26 protein-coding genes are annotated in these 24,065 nt (G+C 37.6%); 14 read left to right on the plus strand and 12 right to left on the minus strand.

Going from position 1 to position 24,065, the window contains the following annotated elements:
* The first annotated feature begins 257 nt into the window (after positions 1 to 257).
* Both ACQ7EO_RS19345 and ACQ7EO_RS19350 read left to right on the plus strand, forming a co-directional pair.
* Positions 258 to 971: a hypothetical protein gene (locus ACQ7EO_RS19345; RefSeq protein ID WP_434278419.1), complete on the plus strand. Its 714-nt coding sequence runs from the start codon at positions 258 to 260 to the stop codon at positions 969 to 971.
* A gap of 205 nt (positions 972 to 1,176) precedes the next feature.
* Positions 1,177 to 1,830 (plus strand): hypothetical protein, encoded by a 654-nt coding sequence (locus ACQ7EO_RS19350; protein ID WP_434278420.1) that lies wholly within the window; start codon positions 1,177 to 1,179, stop codon positions 1,828 to 1,830.
* Between the two features lie 151 nt (positions 1,831 to 1,981).
* Here ACQ7EO_RS19350 and ACQ7EO_RS19355 read toward each other — a convergent pair whose 3' ends face one another.
* Complete coding sequence (locus ACQ7EO_RS19355) at positions 1,982 to 2,938, minus strand: 2-hydroxyacid dehydrogenase (protein ID WP_434278422.1); 957 nt, start codon at positions 2,936 to 2,938, stop codon at positions 1,982 to 1,984.
* A 35-nt stretch (positions 2,939 to 2,973) separates the two neighbouring features.
* Positions 2,974 to 3,672, minus strand: coding sequence for a TetR/AcrR family transcriptional regulator (locus tag ACQ7EO_RS19360; RefSeq protein WP_004818708.1), 699 nt, complete (start codon positions 3,670 to 3,672; stop codon positions 2,974 to 2,976).
* 83 nt (positions 3,673 to 3,755) lie between these two features.
* On the opposite strand from ACQ7EO_RS19360, the gene ACQ7EO_RS19365 reads away from it, so the two are divergent.
* Positions 3,756 to 4,859 carry a fatty acid desaturase gene (locus tag ACQ7EO_RS19365; protein ID WP_434278424.1) on the plus strand — a complete coding sequence of 368 codons (1,104 nt, stop codon included), beginning with the start codon at positions 3,756 to 3,758 and terminating at the stop codon, positions 4,857 to 4,859.
* A gap of 121 nt (positions 4,860 to 4,980) precedes the next feature.
* Positions 4,981 to 5,424 carry a hypothetical protein gene (locus tag ACQ7EO_RS19370; RefSeq protein ID WP_244014808.1) on the plus strand — a complete coding sequence of 148 codons (444 nt, stop codon included), beginning with the start codon at positions 4,981 to 4,983 and terminating at the stop codon, positions 5,422 to 5,424.
* Positions 5,425 to 5,501: 77 nt separating this feature from the next.
* Here the strand turns inward: ACQ7EO_RS19370 and ACQ7EO_RS19375 are convergent, their stop codons facing one another.
* Positions 5,502 to 6,791 (minus strand): hypothetical protein, encoded by a 1,290-nt coding sequence (locus ACQ7EO_RS19375; RefSeq protein WP_434278426.1) that lies wholly within the window; start codon positions 6,789 to 6,791, stop codon positions 5,502 to 5,504.
* A gap of 89 nt (positions 6,792 to 6,880) precedes the next feature.
* On the opposite strand from ACQ7EO_RS19375, the gene ACQ7EO_RS19380 reads away from it, so the two are divergent.
* Both ACQ7EO_RS19380 and ACQ7EO_RS19385 read left to right on the plus strand, forming a co-directional pair.
* Positions 6,881 to 7,657, plus strand: a complete 777-nt coding sequence (locus ACQ7EO_RS19380; protein WP_004818704.1) for a class I SAM-dependent methyltransferase — start codon at positions 6,881 to 6,883, stop codon at positions 7,655 to 7,657.
* 29 nt (positions 7,658 to 7,686) lie between these two features.
* Complete coding sequence (locus ACQ7EO_RS19385; protein WP_004818703.1) at positions 7,687 to 8,244, plus strand: hypothetical protein; 558 nt, start codon at positions 7,687 to 7,689, stop codon at positions 8,242 to 8,244.
* 95 nt (positions 8,245 to 8,339) lie between these two features.
* Here ACQ7EO_RS19385 and ACQ7EO_RS19390 read toward each other — a convergent pair whose 3' ends face one another.
* Together ACQ7EO_RS19390 and ACQ7EO_RS19395 are read right to left on the minus strand one after the other, a co-directional pair.
* The gene (locus ACQ7EO_RS19390) at positions 8,340 to 8,747 is read right to left on the minus strand and encodes a protease inhibitor I42 family protein (RefSeq protein ID WP_004718213.1); all 408 of its coding nucleotides are present in this window, start codon (positions 8,745 to 8,747) and stop codon (positions 8,340 to 8,342) included.
* 79 nt (positions 8,748 to 8,826) lie between these two features.
* A complete protein-coding gene (locus ACQ7EO_RS19395; protein ID WP_239046559.1) occupies positions 8,827 to 9,417 on the minus strand; it encodes a hypothetical protein in 591 nt (196 codons plus the stop codon).
* Positions 9,418 to 9,600: 183 nt separating this feature from the next.
* Here ACQ7EO_RS19395 and ACQ7EO_RS19400 point away from each other — a divergent pair, with 183 nt between their 5' ends.
* Complete coding sequence (locus ACQ7EO_RS19400) at positions 9,601 to 10,224, plus strand: class I SAM-dependent methyltransferase (protein WP_004818700.1); 624 nt, start codon at positions 9,601 to 9,603, stop codon at positions 10,222 to 10,224.
* A 204-nt stretch (positions 10,225 to 10,428) separates the two neighbouring features.
* Here ACQ7EO_RS19400 and ACQ7EO_RS19405 read toward each other — a convergent pair whose 3' ends face one another.
* Positions 10,429 to 10,896 carry a Holliday junction resolvase-like protein gene (locus ACQ7EO_RS19405; RefSeq protein ID WP_004818699.1) on the minus strand — a complete coding sequence of 156 codons (468 nt, stop codon included), beginning with the start codon at positions 10,894 to 10,896 and terminating at the stop codon, positions 10,429 to 10,431.
* A gap of 129 nt (positions 10,897 to 11,025) precedes the next feature.
* On the opposite strand from ACQ7EO_RS19405, the gene ACQ7EO_RS19410 reads away from it, so the two are divergent.
* The 3 genes from ACQ7EO_RS19410 to sodC all read left to right on the plus strand — a co-directional run bounded on the left by ACQ7EO_RS19410 (position 11,026) and on the right by sodC (position 13,731).
* Positions 11,026 to 11,670: a ParA family protein gene (locus ACQ7EO_RS19410; RefSeq protein WP_004718222.1), complete on the plus strand. Its 645-nt coding sequence runs from the start codon at positions 11,026 to 11,028 to the stop codon at positions 11,668 to 11,670.
* A gap of 100 nt (positions 11,671 to 11,770) precedes the next feature.
* On the plus strand, positions 11,771 to 12,889 hold the full coding sequence (locus ACQ7EO_RS19415) for an AI-2E family transporter (RefSeq protein ID WP_004818697.1): 1,119 nt from the start codon (positions 11,771 to 11,773) through the stop codon (positions 12,887 to 12,889).
* A 287-nt stretch (positions 12,890 to 13,176) separates the two neighbouring features.
* Entirely contained in the window at positions 13,177 to 13,731 is a 555-nt protein-coding gene (gene sodC, locus ACQ7EO_RS19420) for a superoxide dismutase family protein (protein WP_004718225.1), read from the plus strand.
* A 46-nt stretch (positions 13,732 to 13,777) separates the two neighbouring features.
* On the opposite strand, the gene ACQ7EO_RS19425 is transcribed toward sodC, so the two are convergent.
* Positions 13,778 to 15,001 (minus strand): DUF2252 family protein, encoded by a 1,224-nt coding sequence (locus ACQ7EO_RS19425; RefSeq protein WP_434278431.1) that lies wholly within the window; start codon positions 14,999 to 15,001, stop codon positions 13,778 to 13,780.
* Between the two features lie 184 nt (positions 15,002 to 15,185).
* Here ACQ7EO_RS19425 and yccS point away from each other — a divergent pair, with 184 nt between their 5' ends.
* The 3 genes from yccS (at position 15,186) to ACQ7EO_RS19440 (ending at position 18,371) form a co-directional block, all read left to right on the plus strand.
* On the plus strand, positions 15,186 to 17,336 hold the full coding sequence (gene yccS, locus ACQ7EO_RS19430) for a YccS family putative transporter (RefSeq protein WP_434278432.1): 2,151 nt from the start codon (positions 15,186 to 15,188) through the stop codon (positions 17,334 to 17,336).
* Positions 17,337 to 17,366: 30 nt separating this feature from the next.
* Positions 17,367 to 17,921: a hypothetical protein gene (locus ACQ7EO_RS19435; RefSeq protein ID WP_244014798.1), complete on the plus strand. Its 555-nt coding sequence runs from the start codon at positions 17,367 to 17,369 to the stop codon at positions 17,919 to 17,921.
* Between the two features lie 162 nt (positions 17,922 to 18,083).
* Entirely contained in the window at positions 18,084 to 18,371 is a 288-nt protein-coding gene (locus ACQ7EO_RS19440; RefSeq protein WP_244014795.1) for a DUF3817 domain-containing protein, read from the plus strand.
* Positions 18,372 to 18,434: 63 nt separating this feature from the next.
* Here ACQ7EO_RS19440 and ACQ7EO_RS19445 read toward each other — a convergent pair whose 3' ends face one another.
* Entirely contained in the window at positions 18,435 to 19,676 is a 1,242-nt protein-coding gene (locus ACQ7EO_RS19445) for an MFS transporter (protein WP_434278434.1), read from the minus strand.
* Between the two features lie 344 nt (positions 19,677 to 20,020).
* On the opposite strand from ACQ7EO_RS19445, the gene ACQ7EO_RS19450 reads away from it, so the two are divergent.
* Positions 20,021 to 20,413 (plus strand): hypothetical protein, encoded by a 393-nt coding sequence (locus ACQ7EO_RS19450; protein WP_004718237.1) that lies wholly within the window; start codon positions 20,021 to 20,023, stop codon positions 20,411 to 20,413.
* Between the two features lie 34 nt (positions 20,414 to 20,447).
* Here ACQ7EO_RS19450 and ACQ7EO_RS19455 read toward each other — a convergent pair whose 3' ends face one another.
* From ACQ7EO_RS19455 to ACQ7EO_RS19470, 4 genes are all read right to left on the minus strand, one after another.
* Positions 20,448 to 21,329, minus strand: a complete 882-nt coding sequence (locus ACQ7EO_RS19455) for a pirin family protein (protein ID WP_434279637.1) — start codon at positions 21,327 to 21,329, stop codon at positions 20,448 to 20,450.
* A gap of 31 nt (positions 21,330 to 21,360) precedes the next feature.
* On the minus strand, positions 21,361 to 22,125 hold the full coding sequence (locus tag ACQ7EO_RS19460) for a nucleotidyltransferase domain-containing protein (protein ID WP_096732810.1): 765 nt from the start codon (positions 22,123 to 22,125) through the stop codon (positions 21,361 to 21,363).
* A gap of 5 nt (positions 22,126 to 22,130) precedes the next feature.
* Complete coding sequence (locus ACQ7EO_RS19465; protein WP_434278436.1) at positions 22,131 to 23,579, minus strand: AbiH family protein; 1,449 nt, start codon at positions 23,577 to 23,579, stop codon at positions 22,131 to 22,133.
* Positions 23,580 to 23,671: 92 nt separating this feature from the next.
* Complete coding sequence (locus tag ACQ7EO_RS19470; RefSeq protein ID WP_004818679.1) at positions 23,672 to 24,043, minus strand: hypothetical protein; 372 nt, start codon at positions 24,041 to 24,043, stop codon at positions 23,672 to 23,674.
* Positions 24,044 to 24,065: the final 22 nt, after the last annotated feature.

Genomic DNA, 24,065 nt, shown 5'->3' on the forward strand with positions numbered 1-24,065 from the left:
CAAGCTAGAAATTTTTACAGAAAATGCTTTTATCATCATTCTCATATTCTTATAAGCATCAGAATTTAAAAAGTAAAAACGCTCAATTCCCCCAAACACATCTGGCCGTAACATTCATTCACAATTCTTACACTATTGTTAAAACTCTGTAGATAAGCTGTTGCTGTTTTATCTCAAAGACTATTTTTATACATATTTCACATTATTATAGGCAACACTCAAACTTGAACTCATTCAGGTACAGGATAAAACTAATTATGAAAATGCTTAAAACAACAGTGATCGCCACAGCACTTCTTGCCAGCTCTCCTCTTTTTGCCAATACAGATATAAGTGCAAATGCTTCTGCTGAAGTCGGAACCAATGGAGGCATTCTAAGCAACATTGGTCAAGGTATCCATAACACAGCAGACAAAGTAGGTAATGGAATTGAAAAAGGTGTTGATAAAACCCGTGATGTGTCTAAAGACGCTTGGGATGGCACCAAGAATACTGCTGCTAAAGTAGGTACAGGTATTGAAAAAGGTGTCGATAAAACCCGTGATGTATCTAAAGATGCATGGGATGGCACTAAAAATGTTGCGGATAAAGTCGGTACGGGTGTGGAAAAAGGTGTCGATAAGACCCGTGATGTATCTAAAGATGCATGGGACGGCACTAAACATGCTGCTGATAAAGTTGGGACTGGTGTGGAAACAGGCATAGACAAAGGTAAAGTTGCGACGAAAGGTGCGTGGGAAAATACCAAAAAACTAAGTTCTGAAGCGGGTCATAACACCAAAGAAGCAGCTGTTAAAGTAAAAGACAAAACTAAATCAGCAACAAGTAAAACTTGGCAGAAAACCAAGGATTTAGTTAAACCTAAACCAGCAAATACAGGTGCAAAAGTAAATTCACAAACCCATGTGAAAACACCAGTAGGTAGCGCTAAAGTCGCCGTATCTACAGACGCTAAAGTTGCTACAAAATAATTTAAATTTAATGCACATTTAGAAAAGCTCACTTAGGTGAGCTTTTCTTATACATCTGCCAGTAATTTGGTATGCAATGTATACATATGTTTTCTTGCTGTAGGATTTTTCTTTCCATTTTACTTTTTATCTAAATAAAACAGTATGATAATCCCAATTAGCACTGAGCGAATCGCTACAATCATCATAAAGGGATCAAAACATCATGAAGATGATCAAAAGTCTATGTGTGATCACTGCAATACTTGCAACACCATCACTCTATGCGCAAACCAATACTCAAAATCAAACCCAGCCTTATGGTGACAATCCAAATATTTTTAAAGTATTGGCACATAAGACCGGTGAAGCTGTACAGAATACCGCTGAAAAAGTAGGTGATGCGACCGAAAAAGGGATTCAAAAAATTAAACCGTCTTTGGATGAAACCATTGAAAATACCAAAAAATATACCACTGAAAAAGCCACTGAGGCTCGTGATAGTACTCGCCAAGGCATCGATACTGCGGTAAAAAAGGTTGAGCAAACCAAAGATCGAGTAATGGGTAAAACCAGTTTAAATGTTCCGATTGAACAAGGCAGCTTAAGCCAATCTTCGACCACACCCAATACGGCGAATACTGTAACTGCTGCAACGACAACAAACGTTCAAAATACGCCGATCACCACACAACCTGTTCAACCCGCAGTTCAAAATCAATTACCCAACAATGCGCAAGAAGAACCTGAAATTAAAAAACAGTCGTTACCAATCGAGAACCAAGAGCATGATGCCAACACCAATACCACAGGCTCAAAAGACACCAGCTCAACCAATACACAAAGCTCAACAGATGATGAGGTTGGTGTACCAAGATAAGCAGCTAAACACACTTAATCTGTTGATCTCCACACCTTGCGCTACCTATGCTCAAGCTGATAGCAGTAAAACGAATATAGCTGTTTAACTGTACTTTTTTAACGATGCCTTTTAATTGCGCCTTTTTTCATTGTGCTTTTAACTCGGCCCTTTAGCCATTCACCTGACGAATCACTTTACCCTGCTTAAATGCCTCAAAATTTTCAAGCATTTGATTCACAATACGTTGACGTGCATCAACACTGCCCCACGCACTATGCGGTGTGATAATCAGGTTTGGAATATCTTGTGCAAGTAAAACATTACCTTGTGTCGGCGGTTCAACAGAAAGTACATCTGTTGCCGCACCTGCAATTTTGCCTTGTCTTAATGCGTCTGCTAAAGCCTGTTCATTAACGATACCACCACGCGCACAATTGATTAAGAAAGCAGAATTTTTCATTTTATCAAATGCTTGGCTATCAATTAAATCACGTGTTTCCTCTGTTAGAGGACAATGCAGAGAAAGAAAATCGACTTGAGCAAGCATTTCGGCAAAAGGTGTTCGATCCTTATGCGTTGGTCGATTGGGTAATGATGCGACCAAAATTTTCATTCCAAAAGCTTCTGCCAACTTGGCAACCGCTTGACCAAGCTCACCATAACCAATGATGCCAAGGGTTTTTCCAGATAATTCGACAATTGGAAAATCCAGTAAGCAGAAAATTGGCGACTTGTTCCATTCGCCTTGTTTAACTGCATGCTCATATTTAAGTAAAGATGTCGCTAATGCCAACATTAACGTCAGCGTATGTTGTGCAACTGCAGAAGTGCCATAGCCCTGACAATTACACACCACAATACCTTTTGATCGCGCAAAATCTAAATCAATATTGTTGGTCCCCGTGGCCGAAATCAAAATCAATTTTAAATTTTTACATTGTTCCATCGCCTCAGCATTCACAATCACTTTATTGCTGATCACCACGTCTACATCTTGAATCCGCGCTAGAACTTGTTCTGCTGTGGTCGATGGATAAAGTATTAAGTCATCAAAAGCTGCTCTTAACTGACTAAAATCCAAATCCTGTTTATCTAAAGATTCATAATCTAAAAATACAGCTTTCATTGCTTTTCCTTAATGATAGAGAGCTAGTTTTACACTTACGAAGCAGACGCTTCTGGAAAACCAAAAGAATTATTCTTTAAAGCCAATAAGTATGCATTGGTCATACGGTAAGCCTCTTGAATAATGGCTTCAGAAATATAGCTTTCGTTGTAATAACCATGCTTCATACAAGTAAAAACCAATTCCATTAAAATCGTCAATGTATCAGGCTCCTGTGGTACATATTCATCGACGTTAATCATTTCCAGTGCTTTTCGGACGCCATGACTGACCTTTTTTAATTCTATTTGGTATTCCAGATAAGCTTGCCGGGTAAAAGGTCCACTTAAAATCAACAAGCTTGCCGTTTCAGATTCATTAAAATATTTGGCTGTGGTACGAATCATACTTTCAGAGAGTAGCTGTCCGTATACTTCTATGGCTGCATTTGGATTTTCCGTCAACACTCGAACAGCAGCCTGTCCGAGTTGTTTGACTAAATCATTTAAATGCGTCAGTGCAATATGACGAAAAATATCGTATTTCGTCGGAAAGAATTGATAAATACTGGTCCGCGGAACGCCAGATGCATTGGCAATTTCAGGAATCGAAATCTTTTCAATTCCAATGGATAACAGTAACTCTTGCGTGGTTGCCAGCATCTTATCCATTCTTTTTTGGGAACGTTCTTGTTTTGGTTGGCTCACCTTTTTCGTCATTTTTTTTAAAACTGACGTTGACGTTATTTTAATCATCAGATAATCTCTCATAAAAACCAACAAATGTTGGTTTTAAAAAACTTCCTTGTCGTACTACAAAAATATAGAGGAAACCGAAAATGAATTTACCCCTTTCCGATGTACAAATGTCCATACAAAGCAAAACTAAACTTTTTGCTGATCCAGAAGATGAACAACGTAGCCACCGAATTCGTAAAACAATTTTGGAAGCGGGAAATCAATTACGTGAACGTCATCCTTGGCTGGTTCAGCACCAAGACCAAATTGGCCTAGCCATCCTTGTAACAGCTGTAACAGGGATTATTTTCAATATAACACAATACACTCGTGGGAAAATGCCTTGGTATGTGGCAATTCCGCTTTCTGCATTTTGGATGTCGCTCTTACATGAACTAGAACATGATCTTATTCACCAAATGTATTACCGTAAAAACAAAAAAATCAATGATGCCATGTTGGCAGCCGTTTATGCCTTTCGTCCAAGTACCGTGAACCCGTGGATACGTCGCGAGGTACATTTACATCATCACAAATCATCGGGTACTAAAACAGATTTAGAAGAACGCGGTATTAACAATGGTGATCAATGGGGCTTAAAACGCTTGCTGATGACTGGTGACAATATGCTGGCGATCTATTTACGCCCCATCACCATGATGAAAACCACCAAGCGTTTTATTCATGCGCAAAAGCATTTATCCCAAGCCGATAAACTCAAATTAAAAGCAAAACTTTCTGCGAGTTATGCACCCTTTGGACATATTCATTATGCCTTATGGCATGGTTTCTTATTGTTCAATGCTGCCAAATTAGCAATGAAAGCCACAGGCATAGCACAACCTAAAAATAGCTTATGGAGACTTGCAGACAAAACCACAAAGTTTTATGCCGTTAGCATTGCAGCACCAAATTTCTTACGCACCTTAAGTCTGCATTTTACCAGTTCCAATATGCATTATTATGGTGATGTTGAAGATGGCAATATCGTTCAGCAGTGTCAGGTCTGGACAGATTGGCGGATGAAACCTTTACAGGCCTTTTGTTTTAATTTTGCTGGCACACATGCCATTCACCATTTTGTTGTACGTGATCCATTTTATATTCGTCAAGCCATTGCTCAAGACTGCTATCCAGTGATGCAAGAAAATGGGGTCCGTTTTAATGACTTTGGGACGTTTAAACGAGCGAATCGTAGGTTCTAAATTTGATAACTGGTATCTTCGTCTTATGAGTTGATAGAGACCTCTGGCATGGATCTTTTATATTTTAAAACACCTGATTACGCCTTATAGTGAGTTAAACAATCAACAAAAAGACCTTACAATGAATTGGACAGCTTATCCGTCACTTATGCTCGCTCTGCTTGGTTTTAGCTTATATTCGCCAGTCTATGCAAAAGTATATGTTTTACAATCAATAAATAACTTAGACGAAGCTGAGTTTAGAAGTTCTGAGGGAAATGAATTTAAACTGATTAAATTAAATCAGGGTTGCCGTATTCAAGCTCGATATTATTTGGAAATGGAAAATCGTGTGTTTAATTATACCTTCCTTCATCAACCACCCATGAAGCAAAAACTGCTCCATGCCACGCAAAAAACCTTCCGTTATCATTATAAAGACGGTGAAGAAGGTTCTCTGGCAGCAGTGACTGATGTTTATCAACATTCCAGCGAAGTCTATAAAGTCAGTGATTTAGACGTTCAAAATGAATTTAAAAAATATACCGCTTTATTTCCAATCGCCTATTTAAAGCAATGTAACTAAAGCCGTATCTGTCTATTTAAATAGCTCAAATGTCAAATCGTTAGACACCAAATGGTGTTTCAGCTCAACCGCTGACTTTAAGCAACCTTAAAGTGGCAAAACTCATTTAAGCTTTCATCATCAAAACTCACCAAACCTTGAATATCACAACTCATATAAAAGTTTTTATAGGTCAACACATAAAAGTCAGTGGTTTTTTTAATCACAATTGGATTCATATCCAAAGATAAAGCTTCATCTTGCTTAAATAATTTGGTCACACGGCGATCATTCATACAAATCAAATAGGTCTGCTTTTTGATCTCGACTTGTGCCAAACCATTGTTTTCAACATGCAATGGAATAATATATTTTCCATTCACATCAATCACTTGTTGATCATAGCTTTCTAGCTTTTGCGTGATCACGTTAAATACTAAAATATTGCCAAAACTGTCTTGTAGCTGCGTTTTATCTTCAAAAGCAAAATTGACTTGAATACCCAGTTTCTGCAAATCTTGCTCATCTACTCGTTTATTGGTCAATAAAATACGCGTAATGGTCTGCTTTAAACTGGCATCAAAGAAAGTACTATCCAGTTGGATATCTGTACCTTTTAGAATTTTACCCAAAGCCTCGTTATGTGTCCCCAATAAGTGAGCAATCACACTTCGATAATAAAATTTGCTGTTTTTCTTTACTTCACGAATCTGCTTATAAAAATAAGTTTGATCGTATTCACGTTCAATAAAATCATGTAGTAACGCAGAGTTGGCTAAAACTGCAATCGCATCATGACCAGTATACGGTAAATGTAACGTATGCAATTGAGGGATCAATGGCTTAATTTTTAAATAATGTTCTTTATCATTTTCAAAATAAGGGTCATAAACAATGATGTATTCACAGTCTGCAACGATGTCTTGTGCCTGAATACGCATATCCGCATTTAATTCAGCATCATAGAAATCTGTATAACGCTTGTCCTCAACCTCTAAAGGGTCGATAGAATATTGCGGAACCATGGCAACAACACGATTCATTTTTAAAGCTTTGGCATATTTGATTGCCGCATAGCCACCCATCGAACCGCCATAACCCACTATATTTTTAAATTGTTTTAAAATGGGATCTAGATGCTCTAACAATGCAGCCATGCTTGAGGCAGGAAACCAAGACTTCTGTTTTGGCATAATCCCGACCACGGCGTAGTTATATTTAATCAAAGACTTTTCAGCATTGATGGAAAGTCCTTTAGCTCTAGAAATCAAGTCACCAAATGACAGGACTAAAGTGTCAGAATCGCCTTGTAAATAGATTGCTCTAATATGATCATCTTCAAAAATTATTTGCTTATCCATTCGCACACCGAGCACTAGCTCTATCATTGGCTGAAATTAAATAAATAGGCACTTGCCTATTGATTGCTTCAAGTGTCATATTTTATAGAGTCTAGTCAGATAAAAAAGCGCAAAATATGACACATTCCCTACATCCTGCTGCTCAAAAAGGCTTCAGTACTGCTGCTGAACTTTATCAACAAGTCAGACCCAATTATCCACAAGACGTGGTCAAATGGTTAAAAGAAGATTTAGCCCTTGGCCCAGATTCAAGCGTTGTTGACTTAGGCGCAGGTACTGGAAAATTTCTCCCTTACCTCAAACAAGCAACGCCCAATATTATTGCTGTCGAGCCCGTCACAGAAATGTTGGAACAATTGAAAATAGTACATCCTGATGTACAAACGCTTCAAGCAAAGAGTGATCAAATTCCGTTAGAATCTGAAAGTATTGATGCTGTTTTGTGCGCGCAGTCATTTCACTGGTTTGCCAATATTGAAACCTTGAATGAAATTCACCACATTTTAAAACCTGAGGGTCATCTTGGTTTGGTCTGGAACCAGCGCGATGAGACGATAGACTGGGTTAAAGCATTGGCAGATCTGCTCGCAACGATCGAAGGAGACACACCACGTTACCATAGTGGGCAATGGAAGTTGGCGTTTGAAAATCAATTTTTATTCCAACTTGAAACAGCCAAAGTCTTTTCACAAGTACAAACGGGAACCGTGGAAAATGTGGTCAGCAAGCGCTTATTATCCACCAGTTTTATTGCAGCGATGCCAGAACAACAGCAACTCACGCTGAAACACAAATTCGAACATATTGTCTTGGAATATACGGGTAAACATGCGCAAGATGAAATAGACTTCCCTTATGTCACCTATGTTTATAACTTTAGGAAACTGCGCTAATCGAAACGCTTTAATGAGGAATGTTTATCATGAATTTAATACTTCGCCCTTTACTCCTTTCAGGTTTACTTACATCCGTCGTTTTCATGGCAGCATGTTCTCCTAAAGATAGCCCACAGCAAAACAATTCATCTGAACCTAAAGATGCCTCTCAAGAGATCATGGATCAATTGAAAACCAAACCGATTAAAAGCTTTCCAAGTACACCCGATGATGCTCACGATATCGCATTACTTGAAGAATATGATCAGAAATTTACCGAAAATAATAATGCTTTAGAAGCTGACCTAAAAAAACGTGCAACAGATGGCACTCTTACCGAAGAAATAGATCGTCAGCTCAAACGTGATGGCATTGAATCTGCGCTGAATATGCTTAAACAACTGGATCTAAAAACCGAACAAGGACGCTATATTCAAGGGTTACGATATCAATATTGGGAAAATCAAGCCAAAGTCTATGATGAGAAAAAGCAATCTGCAGATGGTGAACTGAAAAATCCAAGTGATGCAGTCAAAGGTATGGGAGAAATGTTAAGCGCTGATGAGCAACTTGATCATTGGAAACAATTGACCGATAAAAAATAAAAAAACTAATGCTTTAATCTTCTCTTGCGCCAGATCAAATGGCACAAGAGAAGAATCTCTAATCATGTTTAAACCAGTAAAATTAAAGTGAAATCCTAAGAAACCCGAATACGACAACGCCATTGCTGATCAGGTTGTTTTGAAGATTCCCATGAACGAACGTGCACCAATTCAATATAATCTTGTCCTGGTTTTTCAGCTTTAAAACGGAAAGTCTTGGTGCCACCGACACCCACTGCTCCCTCTTCATTATCATTTTGCAAATAGGTTTCTTCTGTTTTAAATATTTTAAGTGGTTGTAATAACTGCCATTGGTAACCTGTGCTTGGGTTTTCAGGTGCATTGAATACAAGCACTTCACCCACTTTCATATCCATCAAAGTTGGGCACTTTTGTTTCAATGTATACTCATGTGTTTTACCTTCCACTGTAGGACTTGAACTTTGACAAGCGACTAAGCCCAAACTGCAAACCAACAAAGTAAAACCCACTAAACCTTTCATTTATCACACTCTTTATGATTCAAACTGGCTAAAATTATAGCAAACCTTATCATCTTCTCTGATGTGGCTCAATTTGAATTTAGATATTTTGCTTTTCCAACCACTGAATAGAATTCACCCGAATCAGTTTACACGCCCCATCACCGACACCATTCCAATCCAAAGCAGATTTCCACACCAAATCTTTATCATTCACTTGAACCAAATCACCAGTTAAACGAACTAAATCACCACGCTTTACCTGTTTGATTTTTTGAGCAATTTCAGGGTTAGCGGGAATAATATGCATATTACTGACCAATTGAGTTGCCAATTGAGCAGGAATTGGTGGTCGAGCCATTTTCCAATTTAAGAAACGATCATATTGATTGATCGAAATCTGACGGGCAATTTCAGGCTCAGTAAATAAACCACGAGTTACTGCATAATCAATTGGAGAAAATTTTGCTTGCTCATCATCCTTATATTCTTTTGAACCGAGGATCCGAAATTCACCATGAAAAGGTTCCAAAACGGAAATTTTCTGATGTTGGTCGATTGGTGCTAAACCATTGGCAATATTAAATGCTGGGTTGGCTTTTGAAACTTTAGAAGAATCAGTAGATTGAAAGGCATAGACCTGAAAAGCACTCAGTGCCATCAACGCTGCACAGATTAACTTTTTACTCATATCATGCTCCTCAAACCACACTTAAAAATTGTACAAAATCTATAATCCTAGTATCAATATAAAAACTTAAAATAAAAATCGAGTTTCGGTAACAAAATACAGAGATTTCGTCCTATTTTTGTCTTATATTCAAAGCAGGCTTTGGTTAGAATTTAGCTTATATTCCTATAATTGCATACAATGATGATTTATAAATTTTACCAACAACGTATTTTCCCGCATTTGCTCAATCAAGTGATGCAAACACCAAGCATGATGGATGGACGTGCAGAATTACTTGGAAAAGTTCGAGGTGAAGTCTTAGAAATCGGTTTTGGTACGGGTTTAAACCTGCCATTTTACCAAGAGGTTGATCAAGTGTATGCGCTTGAGCCAAACCGAGATGTCTATCAACTTGCTCAAAAACGGGTATTTGATGCGCCCTTTCATGTACAACACATTCAAGCCAGCGCAGAAAAGCTGCCTTTTGCAGATCATTCAGTCGAAAATATTGTCAGTACATGGACCATGTGTAGCATTGCCAATTTAGACAAAGCCATTCAAGAAATTCATCGTGTTTTAAAGCCTCAAGGAACACTGCATCTAATTGAACACGTTCAATATCATGACAATAACACCTTAAAAAAACTGCAAGATCTTTTAACACCTATACAAAAAGTTATTGCTGACGGGTGTCACTTAAACCGTAATATCGAACTTGAACTTTTAAACGCCAATTTTAAGTTTTCTGAAAAATATTATTTTGATGCTGAGGATCTGCCAAAAATTGGACGACGTATGTTTATGGCCAGAGCACACAAGCTTTAAGCTTTCGTTATTGAATAGAATAGAAAATTTGATAGAGAAATTTTAACCTCACTCAATCCCCGTTAAAAACAAGATCGTTTTGACTTTCACTCACAATTTTAAAACAGTGTCCTTTTTACTTGATCTAAAGCAAAGTCGAAAAGGACCTTGGTTTTTGATTTCGGCTAAAAATCTACACACTCGATGCAATAACACTTCAACCTTCTAATCGTCAAAATCAATCCGAATCGTTTCAAAGCGGACTCGCCCGTCTTGAATTGCTTGAGCAATCGCTTGTTGCCCTTTGGTCAAACGTGCCCCACCACTCTTAATATCAATCAGCACCACTTCAATATCTTCAGCCAAACCTTCACCATCTCGAAAATCGGTATAACCATCAAACACCACATAATCAATAGGATCACCTAAAAACTTGGCATCACTGGGCAAATAACGAAACTCAGGCATGATTGGTGCCAGTTGTTCCGCCATCTTGCCTTTCAACACAGCACGACTGGTATTTACACTACGCTTTTGCGCGCTTGCTAAAGTCTGCTGATGCTCCAATTCCAACTCAGCAATATATTGCTCATACTCTGCTTTGATTTTGCCATTACGCGTACTTGATAACACGATTGTGGTTAAAACGATGCCAATACATGCACCAATTAACATCGCCATCCAGATGGACATGCTTTTTCCTTTAACTCGATATCTTGCACAATGTAAACAACTACTAAAGTTTTGTCATGTATAACCTATATGCTAAAAATTAATGCTAAAGTAAAGTGAAGGTTAGCTTACAGACTTAATTGATCAATCATGAAAACAATACTTGTTGCAAATTTAAAAGGCGGTTGTGGGAAAACGATTACAGCAATAACATTAGCGACGGCGCTTGCACAAAAAGGCTATAAAGTGGCCTTGGCTGATGCAGATGGGCAAAAATCTGCACTGCAATGGTTAAAGCAACGTCCTGACACTGCAGCAACAATTCAAAGTCTGGATTGGCGTCATGAAAAATCAATTGGAGATGCACCTAAAAACTTAGATTATTTAGTGATTGATGCACCAGGTGCTTTAACTGGTGAACATGCTGAGCAATTGATTAGTGAATGCCATGCTGTAGTCACTCCGCTACAACCCTCATTTTTTGATATCGACAGTACCCGACGTTTCCTTAAACACATCCAAGACATTAAAAAAATCCGTAAAGGCAAAGTTTCTGTATATCTGGTTGCCAATCGAATGAAAGCCAACAGCTCAAGCTCGAAAGATATTCAGCAATTCTTTGATAAAATCGAACAAAAACCTGTTGCATGGATATCCGAACGTACTGCCTATAGCCAATTGGCGATGCAAGGTTTAAACGTTTTTGATAAAACCCAAAAGAACTTTTTAACCATTCAAGAACAATGGCAACCCTTACTTGATGCTTTAATAGACGATCCAAGCGATTGGTTCTAAAACCAATTCAAGAAAGATCAGATAAAGTACGGTTAAAATTTGCCACACTTTATTTTTCAGTTAATATTGAGTCAATCACTCACAATTTTTAGAGTAATTCGTGCAAGATTTCACTTCGAACTTACAACGTATCTTATTGTTTGGATTATTGTTTATCCTTATTTTTCTAGGTTACGATATTCTCAAATACTTCATTGTACCTGTGTTATGGGCATGTATTATTGCCTATATGACTTGGCCAATGTACAAACGCATATTAAGAATGTTTGGTTCGAATCGACCAACCCTCAGTGCATCACTGATGATTACGCTGGTGGTTTTGGTGGTTGGAATTCCACTGACTTTTGCCATTTTTATTTTACAACATGAAGGACGAAATCTTTATTTCGACCTACAACGCCAATTATCTTCAGGTCATTTGACTGTTCCAGACTTTATCCGTGAACTTCCCATCATTGGCAAAGAAGTCAGCCGTACTGTACGTGAAATTAATGCTGATCCTACCAGCCTTTCGCAAACCATTGGTCTGTGGATTCAAGGCCATATGAACTATGGTAAATTCGTCTTGAACGAAATTACCAAAAATCTGGTTAAGCTAGGTTTTGCAATCATGTCTTTATTCTTCTTCTATCGAGATGGTCAAACCATTTTGGAACAAGTCAGTAAAGCCTTACAAATGTTAATTGGCCCACGTATTCACCATTATCTTGACACCATTTCTGAAACAACCCGTGCTGTGGTTTATGGTGTTGGTTTAACTGCGGTTGCTCAAGCATTTCTTGCTGGTGTAAGTTATTTTGTTGCGGGTGTTCCAAATCCAATGGTACTCACCATTGTGACTTTCTTGATGGCACTGATTCCATTTGGCCCTCCTGTTGCTTATGGTGCAGTTTCATTATGGCTGTTTTCACAAGGTCAAACCATGGAAGCAATCGGTGTAATGGCTTGGGGTGTTTGTATTGTCAGTACTGCTGATAATGTGATTCGACCTTTGGTTATTTCAGGTGCAACCAAGATTCCGTTCTTGTTGATCATGTTTGGTGTACTTGGTGGATTGGCAAGTTTTGGGCTGGTTGGACTGTTTATTGGTCCTGTCATTCTTGCAATTCTTTTGGCCATTTGGCGTGAGTGGTTACATGAAACCACTGAGCCAGAAATCCTAATGCCAGATGCCACGATGGCCTATGACATTGATGATGATCAGCCCACAAAACCTTAGCCCAATCCAGGCAAGTGACAATTAAAATTTCAATATGGGTAAATCGTATATTCGCCAATAAGCTTTAATTGGCGAATATACCTTGTATAGCGATCTTATATCGCAGATATTCTGCGTAATTATTTTGCTGATTATTTTGTTTATTTATTTTTAGTCAGCATAATCAATGCCAATCAAATTTACTGTTAAATAAATTCATACAATCAGACATTTAATTCACATTGTTTATCAGGCCGTGCTTTGTTTGAATAGTGACTAATCATAATCAAATACTTTGGATGCGTTCGATGACATCTACTTTCTTTAAAACTTCTATACTTTGTACATGTATCGCACTTTTTACAGCGGCATGTAGTACAACAACGGTCAAACCTAAGCTTAAAACACCACTACAAACAGTGGATATGCATGCGGTCTCTGCACAAGGCATTGGTGCAAAAATTGGTACAGTGAGCTTGCAAGATTCTCCAAATGGTTTAACCATCAACACCCAACTTAGCCAATTACCTTCTGGTTATCATGGTTTCCATATTCATGAAAAAGGCTCATGTGCCCCCGCTGAAAAAGACGGAAAAATGGGCGCGGCTTTAGCTGCGGGTGGTCATTTCAATCCACAAAAAACTGGTCATGGCACTCCGAATGATGGGCATATGGGCGATTTACCTGTACTTAATGTAGATTCAAATGGTAATGCCAAAACAACCTTAATTGCACCACGTCTAAAACTGGCCGATATTCAAGGCTTAGCTATTATGATTCATGCGGGTGGTGATAATTATTCAGACCATCCAAAACCACTGGGTGGCGGCGGTGATCGAATTGCCTGTGGTGTGATTCAATAATTTAAATCATTAATTGTGGATAAGTATGTGCTTATCCACATCGTGTTTATTTTAGATGCGAAAGCGCGTAACGGCGGCAATGTTCCAAATAACCTGCCTCATGTACACTCATCAATTCAACAATACTACGCCATAGCCAAAATGGCGCATCAATGGTTTTAGATTGATTGCGTTTTAGCTCTTTTACCCAAGCATTGCGTACTACATCATCCATCTGTCGAGCATGTGCACGACCAACCACAAAAGCCAAATAGAAAGCTAAGTCTTTGGCTTCAACTTCATTGACCCCTTCTATTTCGAGTTTTAAATCTTGTGGCAATAACTCTCGAATAAAAATCGAAGTATCTAAAAACTTACTTGCTCGCATCCGCTCCCCTAAAAATGGCGATAAATGTCTTGCGCCTTCAACAATTCTTGCCGCATTGTCTTTTGGCATTGGTGCATTTGAATAACGTGGTGCAAGTGCTGTTGTGGCTTCTTTCAGATCCATTAAACACAGGCCTTTCCCATCTCTGACAATATGATTCGATGAATCCATCAGTACGATATAGCGCAATAAGCCTAGAGAACTGCACCCTTTAACCCAATATGCTGAATCGATGACTTTCAATTGAGTGGATTGATCACGCTGACCAATCATTGTGACCAAGTCTTGAATATCAGGCTGATTAAAAACATTATGAATTTCGAGATGTTCTTTTTTTAATAAAGGCCAAAATTTCTTCCCCAAGGTTATTTCAGGCGTTAAACCTTCTAAACGCTCTCTTGCTAAATTTTTCCAGGTTCGCTTGAGTGCTTTTTGCATTGCAGTATGTACAAGTACTGGTCGCTGTAATTTATCAATCCCTCGACCATTGTGGGCTAAGGCATGCACATAACCTGCATACAACGCTTCAATCATCTGCGCGGTGACCACACCAGGTAAATCTGAACTACGCACAGCTGTGGCTAAGGATAACCCTAAACGGATAACATCATTGGCAGGATTACCAATCACAGTTTGATCTAGGTCGCGAATTTCAATATCAATTTTACCCTCAGCATTGGCAACAGGGCCTAAATTCCCAGTATGACAATCTCCACAAATCCAAATCGCAGGCCCCTGTGGGATCGAACTTATTTCAGCTTGCTTCAACCAATCATAATATTTGGCCGTATTGCCACGTACATAGGCATGGATCGAACCCGCCATTTTTAAATTACGACGTTCTGTTAATTCAGCATTGCGATAACGAGGTTGTTTTATTTCAGTGTTTTGTTGGTTTGACATTTTTACTATTTTTAAGTATTTGATCGCTTATTCTGAGTTTTTTTAAGCATTTAAGTAAGGGTTAAACTGTATACAAAATGTTGAATATTACCGTTTATTTTTTACATTTCTACATGCAATAAATCGTGTCGCCTTTTCAGAAACGAGTAAAATATTGAAACGCCCAAGCCACTGAATTGACACTGTGAATAGTTATCAGCAAATCTTTCAAAATATAAAATCAAATTCAACTTTGATTTATTGCCTACAGATTTTGATTGTTTTAACTGGAACAACGCTTGGACTGTATTTTCTAGGTTATGAACAGCTCATTGTACCGATTACGCTTGGTGCAATTGCAACAGCGCTCACAGATTTTGATGACCGACTGAGTATTCGTTTAAGAAATCTTGGCTTGGTCTGTGTGCTGTTTTTTACTGTCAGTAGTATTTTAGATTTTTTACATCCCTATAAACTTTTATTTTTAATTTACTTATCTCTATCCAGCGCAGCTTTTATCTTAATGGGGGCATTGGGGCAACGCTACGCCACCATTTCATTTGGAACCGTGCTCTTGTCAATCTATACCATGTTTGGCTTAGGTGAATATACTGAGTGGTATCAACAGCCCAGTTATTTTGTCATGGGTACATTATGGTATGGCTTGACCTCTATCATTTTCTATCTACTGAAACCGACACAGGCTGTACAAGACAACTTATCCAATAGCTTTAATCTTCTTTCTGAGCTGTTGATGTCAAAAGCAAAACTGTTTGATCCTGATAATGTCGACAATGTTGAGCAACTTTTATATGATCTTTCTTTGAAAAACAGTCAGTTGGTACAAAACTTAAACCAAACCAAAGCCTCATTACTGACCCGATTAAAAGCCTCTCGTGCCAATAAAAACACCATTTACTGGCTTAATTTATATTTTCTGGCCCAAGATATTCATGAACAAGTTACTTCTAATTATTTGCACTATGAAAAGATTCATCAAAACTTTAGTCGCACAGATTTAATTTATCGTATTCAGAAGAATGTTCGTTTGCAGGCGCGTAATTGTCAGCAACTTGCCGAGGCAATTTTAAAGCGCCAAATCTTTCAAACGCATACAGACAACAATATTGCTTTATCCCATTTAGAAAACTCAATGCAGGAATGGATTCAACACAATCCACATAATTTAGAAGTAAAAAATTTACTGTTGGTATTAAACAATCTGAAAAATGTGCAAGATCAATTTGTTAACCTGAGTATTGAACAACGTAATTATCAACAAAGTTATAGCCAACATCGAGATAATCTCAATTTATTGGATGATGATATCCATGATCTACCAGACCTTTGGCTCAAGATTAAACAACATTTAACCCCAAATTCTGCATTATTTCGCCATGCCGTGCGTATTGCGTTTGTGTTTGCTGTGGGCTATACCATTTCGCTACTTCCCTTTGCCAAAAACGGCTATTGGATTTTACTTACCAGTTTATTTGTATGCCAAATCAGTTATTTTGCCACCAAAAGCCGTTTAAAACTGCGCACGCTAGGCACTGTATTAGGGGTACTTTTGGGTATTCCGATTTTATACTTTGTCCCCAGTATTGAAGGGCAATTGCTCCTCACCATTATTTTTGGGGTGTACTTTTTCTACCTACGCTCAAAAAAATATGCCATGGCGACTTTAATGGCAACGCTTATGGTCTTGTTGATCTTTAATTTAAAAGGCGCAGGCTATGCCATTATTTTACCACGCATTATCGACACCCTCTTGGGATGTTTAATCGCATGGTTTGCGGTCAGTTTTATTTGGCCAGACTGGAACTTCCGTGATATTTCTAACAATATCCGAAAAAGCAGTAAAGCAACCTTAGACTATTTCGATGCGGTTGTTGAACAATATCAACAAGGCCGCACCAACAGTATTGATTATCGTAAAGCGCGCCGAGCAGCACATAATGCACAGATTGAATTATCCACGATGATTTCCAGTTTAAGTGCTGAACCCAATCCAAATCCGGATTTAATTCACAATGCCTTTCGATACTTGGTCTATAGCCATAGCCAGCTCAGTTATGTTTCAGCTTTAGGTAGCCATCGTGAACATGTACATGATCAGCAGATTTTAGACTTAATGTTATGGTGCAAACATACCTTAACTGATGTTTTGCTTAACCAAACCGCTGTAAATGAAGCCTTAATTGAAACAAAGCTCACTGAAATTCAGCACATCAGTGATCAAGAAAATTTGTCAGATAATTTACTTTTGGTGCTTAAACAAATCAGTTTATTATTGGAAACCTTACCTGAGTTGTTAAAACTAAAAACAACCTTACTTCGATTAGAAATTAAATAGCAAGAATGACCAGACATTTAGAGGCTTCACATGAAACTTAGACATTGCCTAACGTTTTTATTCTCTGCATTGACCATTAGTGCTGCACCCAGTGCTTTTGCAGATTCTCAATTTAATCAAGACTTACAGCAATTTTTAGAGTGTAAAAAGACACTGAAAAATTATTATGATTTAGGTTTTGAATTTGAGGATGATCTGAAAAAGAATGGCTGGATCAAACAAGGTGAAGAATATAGCTATGTCAGTAAAGTCCCGATTACGGTATTCGGTCAAACTACAGATCAAATCAGTTTGGTTTCTGGTGGAATGTTGGCTGTTTTAAAACATGCGAATACCAAAGACCTCGCTAAAAAGTTTCAAATCACGCAAAACCCTTTCTTTAAAGATATGCCGTATTTTTCAGGAGAGAAAGTTGTAAAAACAGATCTTGAGACCAAAGAAACCGAAAAATCTTTGCGTAAACTGACTTTGGCTGAATCGAATCCCGTTGTAGATCAAGGTGAACATAAAACCTATATCGGGTGTGTTTATATCACTGCATTTGAACAGCAACAGCAGGATGCAGCAATCAAAGCATTACAATAATCGATCTTAAATATTGAGCTATATCTAGTCTGGAGACTAAAAACTTATTCTCCAGAACGATCTTCAATCTATTTAAATGAATCGATTTTATTTACTATTTTTTTCAAATCGTTTAGATAATTCGGTTAGACTCAAGCTTCATTCTCATTTGACTAAGTGACCATGAATATCAAATCTTTACGTATTGTTGGTTTTCTTGAAGGCATTTCCTTTCTCCTTCTTCTCTTTATTGCGATGCCTTTGAAATATATTTGGGATATGCCTATTTATGTGAAATATATTGGCATGGGACATGGCGTGTTATTTCTTGCTTTTCTTGCAGTGTTATTGATTGTCTGTGGAAAACAGAAGTGGTCCGTTCATATGTTTATTTTAGGTTTAATTGCTTCAATTTTACCTTTTGGGCCTTTTGTTTTTGATCATAAATTAAAAGCATTGCAACAGCCTTAACCTGTTTTATTTAAGAAGCAAAGCTCCCTCCCCTTTTACAAGGAGAGGGAAACTCAAGTGAGCTTAAAACTCACCATTTACTTTACGTTGCTGCATAATTGTTTTTAATAGTCCACGTGGAATAGTGAACCACAAAGCAATTAACGCAAAACATGACAACGCATAAGCCCAGAGATGGAAATGCTCATACAGAATTCGAATCAGTTCAATCACAAAGAAGAACGTGAACATCATCAACACTGAAACAGCAGCAGCGACAGTGCCTTTAGAAACTTCAGATGACATTAAAGCAAAACGATAAAGCACTGAAAAACTAATTCCTTCACCAAAACTGACTAAGGTCATGCCTAAAATAACGCAATGAAGAAAATATTCGCGCCAAATGATCCCAGCCACCACAATTGCGGTACCTAACAGCATCAAAGGTAAACCAATCAAAACTGTTTTACCCAGTGGCAAGCGATCAATCACTTTAATCAGCACAATATTACCTAGAATCAATCCACCCAATACAGGGAATTGCGCCAGACCATATTGCATACTACTGAGCCCCAGTTCTTCAACCAACATCACTGGAGACAATGCGATCCATAGCATCAAAGGCATCGCCACCATCGGCAAGCCGAGGGTCATGCCCATGAACGTCTTATTTTTCAAGACTTGCATATAATCATCCCAAATATAACTCAACGGTTTTTTGGGAATACTGCTTGTACGTGCTGGCATCTTGGCTTTTAGACCAAACCAACTCAGAAAAGCTAAAAAGGCAATCGCAATAAATCCCCAGTGCCATGACACATGATCGATGAGGAATGCGCCGACAACAGGGCCAATCAAAGGGGCAAGCAAAGAAATATTTGCCATCAGTGCCATGACTTTAATGGCATCACGCTCTTCAAAGGTTTCTTGAATCGCGGCATAACCCACTGCTGCGATCACAGATAAACCAAAACCTTGTAAGAATCTTAAAACAAGAAAACTTTCAATATTGTGGGTGAGTAAAATTAATAAACAGGTGATGACAAAGAATGCAACACCTGACAATAAAACTTTCTTACGTCCTAATCGGTCAGACAAAGGTCCGAGTATCCCTGCGACGCATGCCCCGCCGAGAAGATAAAATGACATAGATGACGGTGCCCATGCACTACTCACACCAAATTCTTTGGTAATTGCGAGCATCGCGGGCTGAACCAAATCATTACCGATATAAACTGAAAATTCAAATAACACCAACGCCAACGGAAACATAAGCGTAGCGCGACTCAAACTTGCAGTTTGTTCTTTTTGCACTAAATTTTGCATTATTTTCTACATATCTTTATTGGCTTGCATCGCTCACACTACTTTTTAAAGATAAGCGTTCGCCCAATGACAAGCACTGAAATATAAATATTAAATTGTGGAATTTACGTTGAATAAAGGCAGTTCAACACCGTATTCACAAGGTGTCTAATTCAATAGGTAAAGTAATTGCTGAAACTATATTTGTGAGATTTATAACTTAACCCAATCGATGAGAAAGCTCACAGAGGTACACACAGGGTTAAGTTTTACTAGTCTAACACAGACAAATTTCCAGTGAAAGTTGAACATTTATTATTCTTAAGCTACTCTAAATGCTGTATAAGCGGATATAAATAATTTAAATGAAAAATAAAAACCCAATATCGCTGATCATTATTGGCGTGATTTTATTGTTGGTAGGTGGAGGACTTTATTTTATCAGTTCTGCACCTAAAATTAGTGCTGAAGATCAGGCGCGATGTGAACAATTGGTTCAAAATAAATATGCTGAAAACTCAAGCACTATCATAGGAAGCTGTAAAACAGATACAGGCTTTGTAGCACTGATGGATAGTCAAGCCAATGCGACCGCCTCGGCTGAAGATACGGCGAAAGCGATTAGCTCCGCCAACCATAAAGAATTGGGCTTGGGTATATTTGGCAAGTTCTTAATGGGACTATGTGTGGGTATCGGGATTGCATTGCTGATCAAAGGCTTGATTGCACTCAAGAACAAACCACAATCGATAAATTAATTGTCAAAGCGAATTGTAATTCTCACAGTTTGCTTTATTCATCATCGCGCACTGTTGATTTGATAAATGTGCCACGTTTAATATCGTCATATGCTTCAAGAATTTCAGTATAGTTGTTCATGACGAATGGCCCATGCCCATTGATTGGCTCTTGAAGCGGTTTGCCTGTAAGCAGCAACAATTTACACTGTTGCAATGCCGTTATTTCAAAGTCTTGTTCCAAACTCGACATCACAGCAAGCCCTTGCTCTTCAAATATTTCATCTTCAGCTTGAAACTGAGCCTTACCCGTTCGTAAATAGACCAGTGTGGTTTCTCCTGCGCCTGCGGGCAATCTGATCTTATGCCCTGCTTGGATTTCAATATCCAAAACTTGAAGTGGCGAATGCGTTTTTGCTGGCCCTTGATTGCCTTGATAGTTCCCAGCAATCACCCGTGCCGTTCCAGCACTATTCGGGAGTTCAATCACTGGAATATTGGCTTTTCGCAAGCTTTGGTAACGTGGTGGATTCATTTTATCTTTGGCAGGTAAATTCACCCATAGTTGTACCATTTCAAAATAGCCACCCGTTTTTGAAAATGCCTCACTAAAGACCTCTTTGTGTTCCACACCTGAAGCTGCGGTCATCCATTGCACATCACCCGCTGAAACAATACCACCACCACCCGATGAGTCACGATGTTCTAATTCACCAGCAAAAATCAGGGTAACCGTTTCAAAACCACGATGAGGATGCTCACTCACCCCTTTGCGTAAATTGGTCGGTTTTAAAACACCAGGTCCTAAATGATCCAGTAATAGAAAGGGAGAAACGGTATTGCCTAATTCATAGTGTGAAAATACAGAAAGTACAGGATAAAAATCCCCTATCGCAAAGCGGGTGTCATTACGATGAATAAAGGCAAGGGTTTTCATAGTGTCACTATTCTCTGATTGAGTAAAAGCATTAGCCATAAAAATGTTGTTTTAAATTAAAGCTATATTCGGTGAGATATTGCTTTAATTTTTCAATATCATTGGTCGGTTCAATCGCTCTTAGATTTAAGGCCTCAATTTTATTTTCTAACAGTTGTAAGATTTGCGCTTGTTCCGCGACAGGTAATTGCGCTTTTTCTTTCTGCTGCTTTTTGATTTCTAAATAATCTTCTGCCCAATGTCGTAAGGGATCATGAGCATCGATTTGATCAAACAATTGCGTAATCAGGAGTTCAGGCATAATTTGCTGTGTTGCTAGTTCTGCTGACATCAGACCACGAATAGAATAAAACACTTTTTTATAGGTAAAGTTATCTGCGGTTTGCATGACATGCATACCGCCTTTCGCCAATGACAAGTAATGATAATACAGAGCTTTATAGTCTATTCGTTCAAGTAAGCCATCTCTAAATTTTTCCCATTCAGGAAATTGATTAAAATAGACTATATGTGCACGTACCCACTCTAAAACAGTCGGATTACTTTTTGCCAAAAGCCCAAACATTTTATTTAAGTCGAATGAAACAAAGTCAAAGTCGCCATCCATGATCTCGATTAAATCACGGTGTTGGCGATAATCGTAATATTGTGCTTTGGAGGGTAGATGAAAACCACGCACATCGTAATCGCTGTCTGGACTTGCCATACCCCATAAGCGACTACCGCTTTCGATATAAAACAGTGGATGTTCATCTCGGTTTTGGAATAAGTGTTGAATTTCTTGTTGGATGTTCATTGTGTTCACATTTTGGGTAAATCTTTTAAAGTTATAGCATCTTCTGTCGTAATTTTTGGATTTTCTTTAAATTGAAGCCATTTATTTTTCATCCAATGTTCTACTTTCTCTTTACCTAAAATTGCTAATAAATTGTTTAATAAATCAAACTTTGCTGTTTTATTGAAATAATAGACTATCACTCGTACCTTCCGATCTACTTCATCATTTAATGAAAACAAATCAATAATATAATCTTTATCGGAAACATCTAATGAATGTCCCCAAATATGAAAATTTAAGTTAAAAATTTCATTTTTAATTAGCTCATTTATAAACATTTCTTTAGTTCGATGATCACCATTGAAACTTCTATCTAAACTTTCCAACTTTTTTTTATTATCAATAATTCTTAATTTATAATTATCTAAAAACAAATAATCCGTATCTTTAAAAAGTTTTTGCTGATATTTAGTAAAACCATAGGCTTTTATCTTTTTTAGTGGCTCATTGTCTAAATCCGCTACACCTAAAACGATATTTTGGTCCTCACCATGACTACCATGTAAATATTCAACATCTACAGAACCATGAATTCGTTGATAAGTATTTGTATAATTGAATGAGTAAATTCTATCAGGATATAACCATTCTTTAGCATCAATTTGTAATTGAGAATAAGGTTCAAGCCTACTAACAATTAATTCTAAATATTGATCAAAAATGCTAATAAATTCTTCTAATTGTTGATGTAAAAAATCAATAAATCCTGATGGATTAAAACCATTTTCTAACTTTTCACCATGGCAAAATTTTGGGTTTAAATTATTCCTTTTTGCAATTTCATAAGGTCTTGAATCTAAAATAGATGCTATAGGGATTTTAACCTTGTATTCTTCTGGAGTTATAAAACTAAAGAAATTTAATATTTTAAAATCTTTTTCTTTAATTCGATTTCCATCCATATGTTCATGCTCAAAATATTTAAAGTACTCACTCGATCGTTTAATTTTTTCTATTTCTACAAGGCAATTTACTAATGTTGTAAGCACTTCTTCAATTTTTTGTTCAAAATCAATCCAAGTTTTAATTTCTTCCACATGATTTTTAAAATATTGATACCAACTATTAAGTTCTAACCGATATTGTAGTTTGAGAACATCTTTTGTAGACAAATGAATTTGTTCAGTCAAATAAAATTCTTTAGTTTTTTCAATAAAATTTGAATCTCGAGTCTGTGAAAAAAGTTCATGAAAACTCATTGTATAATTTGGATCTGCTACAGCACCTTCTCTTTTTTCAAATATTGTATCTAATTGCTTCATCCATCCCTCTACTGGGTAAATGGATAAATCTTTTATTTTTTCTCCTGTTTCCTTTTCTTTCACTGCTTTCATGACGTCCATAAAATGGTCATACTTTGTTGGCAAGTAATGCGAAAGATCAAAACCATTACCCACAATTAAAATATTCATTTATTGTTATTTCCCAAATAAAAAACGTACCAAGTCTGATACGTTTTTATCCAGTATTTCTATCTATTTTTCAAGCATAAATCAAAAAATCATCAAGGACATTTTGCCTTTTGGAATGTCTTAGTATTTTTACCACGGTAACACTGATATTCCTTCTGCATATCTATACGTTTCCACTGACCATCAATATTTTTAAAGCTATACACACTACGAATTGAGCGCACTGAATCATCCATCAAGCCTGTTTCAGTCAACTTCACTTCGGCAACAGTGGGCGATTCCACACTATTAAAATACTGACGCAACTCAACAGTCGCGAGATCCTTACGTAAATCAGGACGTTCATTTAAAACCTGACTTAATGGTGTCTCTGAACCACCCACTTTATTCATTAAATTTTGTGTTGTTGCACAGCCAGACAAAGTCACTAAACAAAATACTGAAATTAAACTCAAACGATTCATTCTGATCACCCTAAAACTAAAA

Source organism: Acinetobacter sp. CE-15, assembly GCF_051059255.1.
GTDB lineage: Bacteria > Pseudomonadota > Gammaproteobacteria > Pseudomonadales > Moraxellaceae > Acinetobacter > Acinetobacter guillouiae.

Bases quoted from the DNA above. Each gene is read 5' to 3' on its own strand.
- sodC (WP_004718225.1), top strand. From the start codon at position 13,177: ATGACATCTACTTTCTTTAAAACTTCTATACTTTGTACATGTATCGCA.
- ACQ7EO_RS19410 (WP_004718222.1), top strand. From the start codon at position 11,026: ATGAAAACAATACTTGTTGCAAATTTAAAAGGCGGTTGTGGGAAAACG.
- ACQ7EO_RS19395 (WP_239046559.1), bottom strand. From the start codon at position 9,417: ATGAGTAAAAAGTTAATCTGTGCAGCGTTGATGGCACTGAGTGCTTTT.
- ACQ7EO_RS19345 (WP_434278419.1), top strand. From the start codon at position 258: ATGAAAATGCTTAAAACAACAGTGATCGCCACAGCACTTCTTGCCAGC.
- ACQ7EO_RS19365 (WP_434278424.1), top strand. From the start codon at position 3,756: ATGAATTTACCCCTTTCCGATGTACAAATGTCCATACAAAGCAAAACT.
- ACQ7EO_RS19465 (WP_434278436.1), bottom strand. From the start codon at position 23,579: ATGAATATTTTAATTGTGGGTAATGGTTTTGATCTTTCGCATTACTTG.
- ACQ7EO_RS19470 (WP_004818679.1), bottom strand. From the start codon at position 24,043: ATGAATCGTTTGAGTTTAATTTCAGTATTTTGTTTAGTGACTTTGTCT.
- ACQ7EO_RS19400 (WP_004818700.1), top strand. From the start codon at position 9,601: ATGATTTATAAATTTTACCAACAACGTATTTTCCCGCATTTGCTCAAT.
- ACQ7EO_RS19370 (WP_244014808.1), top strand. From the start codon at position 4,981: ATGAATTGGACAGCTTATCCGTCACTTATGCTCGCTCTGCTTGGTTTT.
- ACQ7EO_RS19385 (WP_004818703.1), top strand. From the start codon at position 7,687: ATGAATTTAATACTTCGCCCTTTACTCCTTTCAGGTTTACTTACATCC.
- ACQ7EO_RS19355 (WP_434278422.1), bottom strand. From the start codon at position 2,938: ATGAAAGCTGTATTTTTAGATTATGAATCTTTAGATAAACAGGATTTG.
- ACQ7EO_RS19375 (WP_434278426.1), bottom strand. From the start codon at position 6,791: ATGATAGAGCTAGTGCTCGGTGTGCGAATGGATAAGCAAATAATTTTT.
- ACQ7EO_RS19440 (WP_244014795.1), top strand. From the start codon at position 18,084: ATGAATATCAAATCTTTACGTATTGTTGGTTTTCTTGAAGGCATTTCC.
- ACQ7EO_RS19460 (WP_096732810.1), bottom strand. From the start codon at position 22,125: ATGAACATCCAACAAGAAATTCAACACTTATTCCAAAACCGAGATGAA.
- ACQ7EO_RS19450 (WP_004718237.1), top strand. From the start codon at position 20,021: ATGAAAAATAAAAACCCAATATCGCTGATCATTATTGGCGTGATTTTA.
- ACQ7EO_RS19405 (WP_004818699.1), bottom strand. From the start codon at position 10,896: ATGTCCATCTGGATGGCGATGTTAATTGGTGCATGTATTGGCATCGTT.
- ACQ7EO_RS19435 (WP_244014798.1), top strand. From the start codon at position 17,367: ATGAAACTTAGACATTGCCTAACGTTTTTATTCTCTGCATTGACCATT.
- ACQ7EO_RS19380 (WP_004818704.1), top strand. From the start codon at position 6,881: ATGACACATTCCCTACATCCTGCTGCTCAAAAAGGCTTCAGTACTGCT.
- ACQ7EO_RS19455 (WP_434279637.1), bottom strand. From the start codon at position 21,329: ATGAAAACCCTTGCCTTTATTCATCGTAATGACACCCGCTTTGCGATA.
- ACQ7EO_RS19350 (WP_434278420.1), top strand. From the start codon at position 1,177: ATGAAGATGATCAAAAGTCTATGTGTGATCACTGCAATACTTGCAACA.
- ACQ7EO_RS19445 (WP_434278434.1), bottom strand. From the start codon at position 19,676: ATGCAAAATTTAGTGCAAAAAGAACAAACTGCAAGTTTGAGTCGCGCT.
- ACQ7EO_RS19390 (WP_004718213.1), bottom strand. From the start codon at position 8,747: ATGAAAGGTTTAGTGGGTTTTACTTTGTTGGTTTGCAGTTTGGGCTTA.
- ACQ7EO_RS19360 (WP_004818708.1), bottom strand. From the start codon at position 3,672: ATGATTAAAATAACGTCAACGTCAGTTTTAAAAAAAATGACGAAAAAG.
- ACQ7EO_RS19425 (WP_434278431.1), bottom strand. From the start codon at position 15,001: ATGTCAAACCAACAAAACACTGAAATAAAACAACCTCGTTATCGCAAT.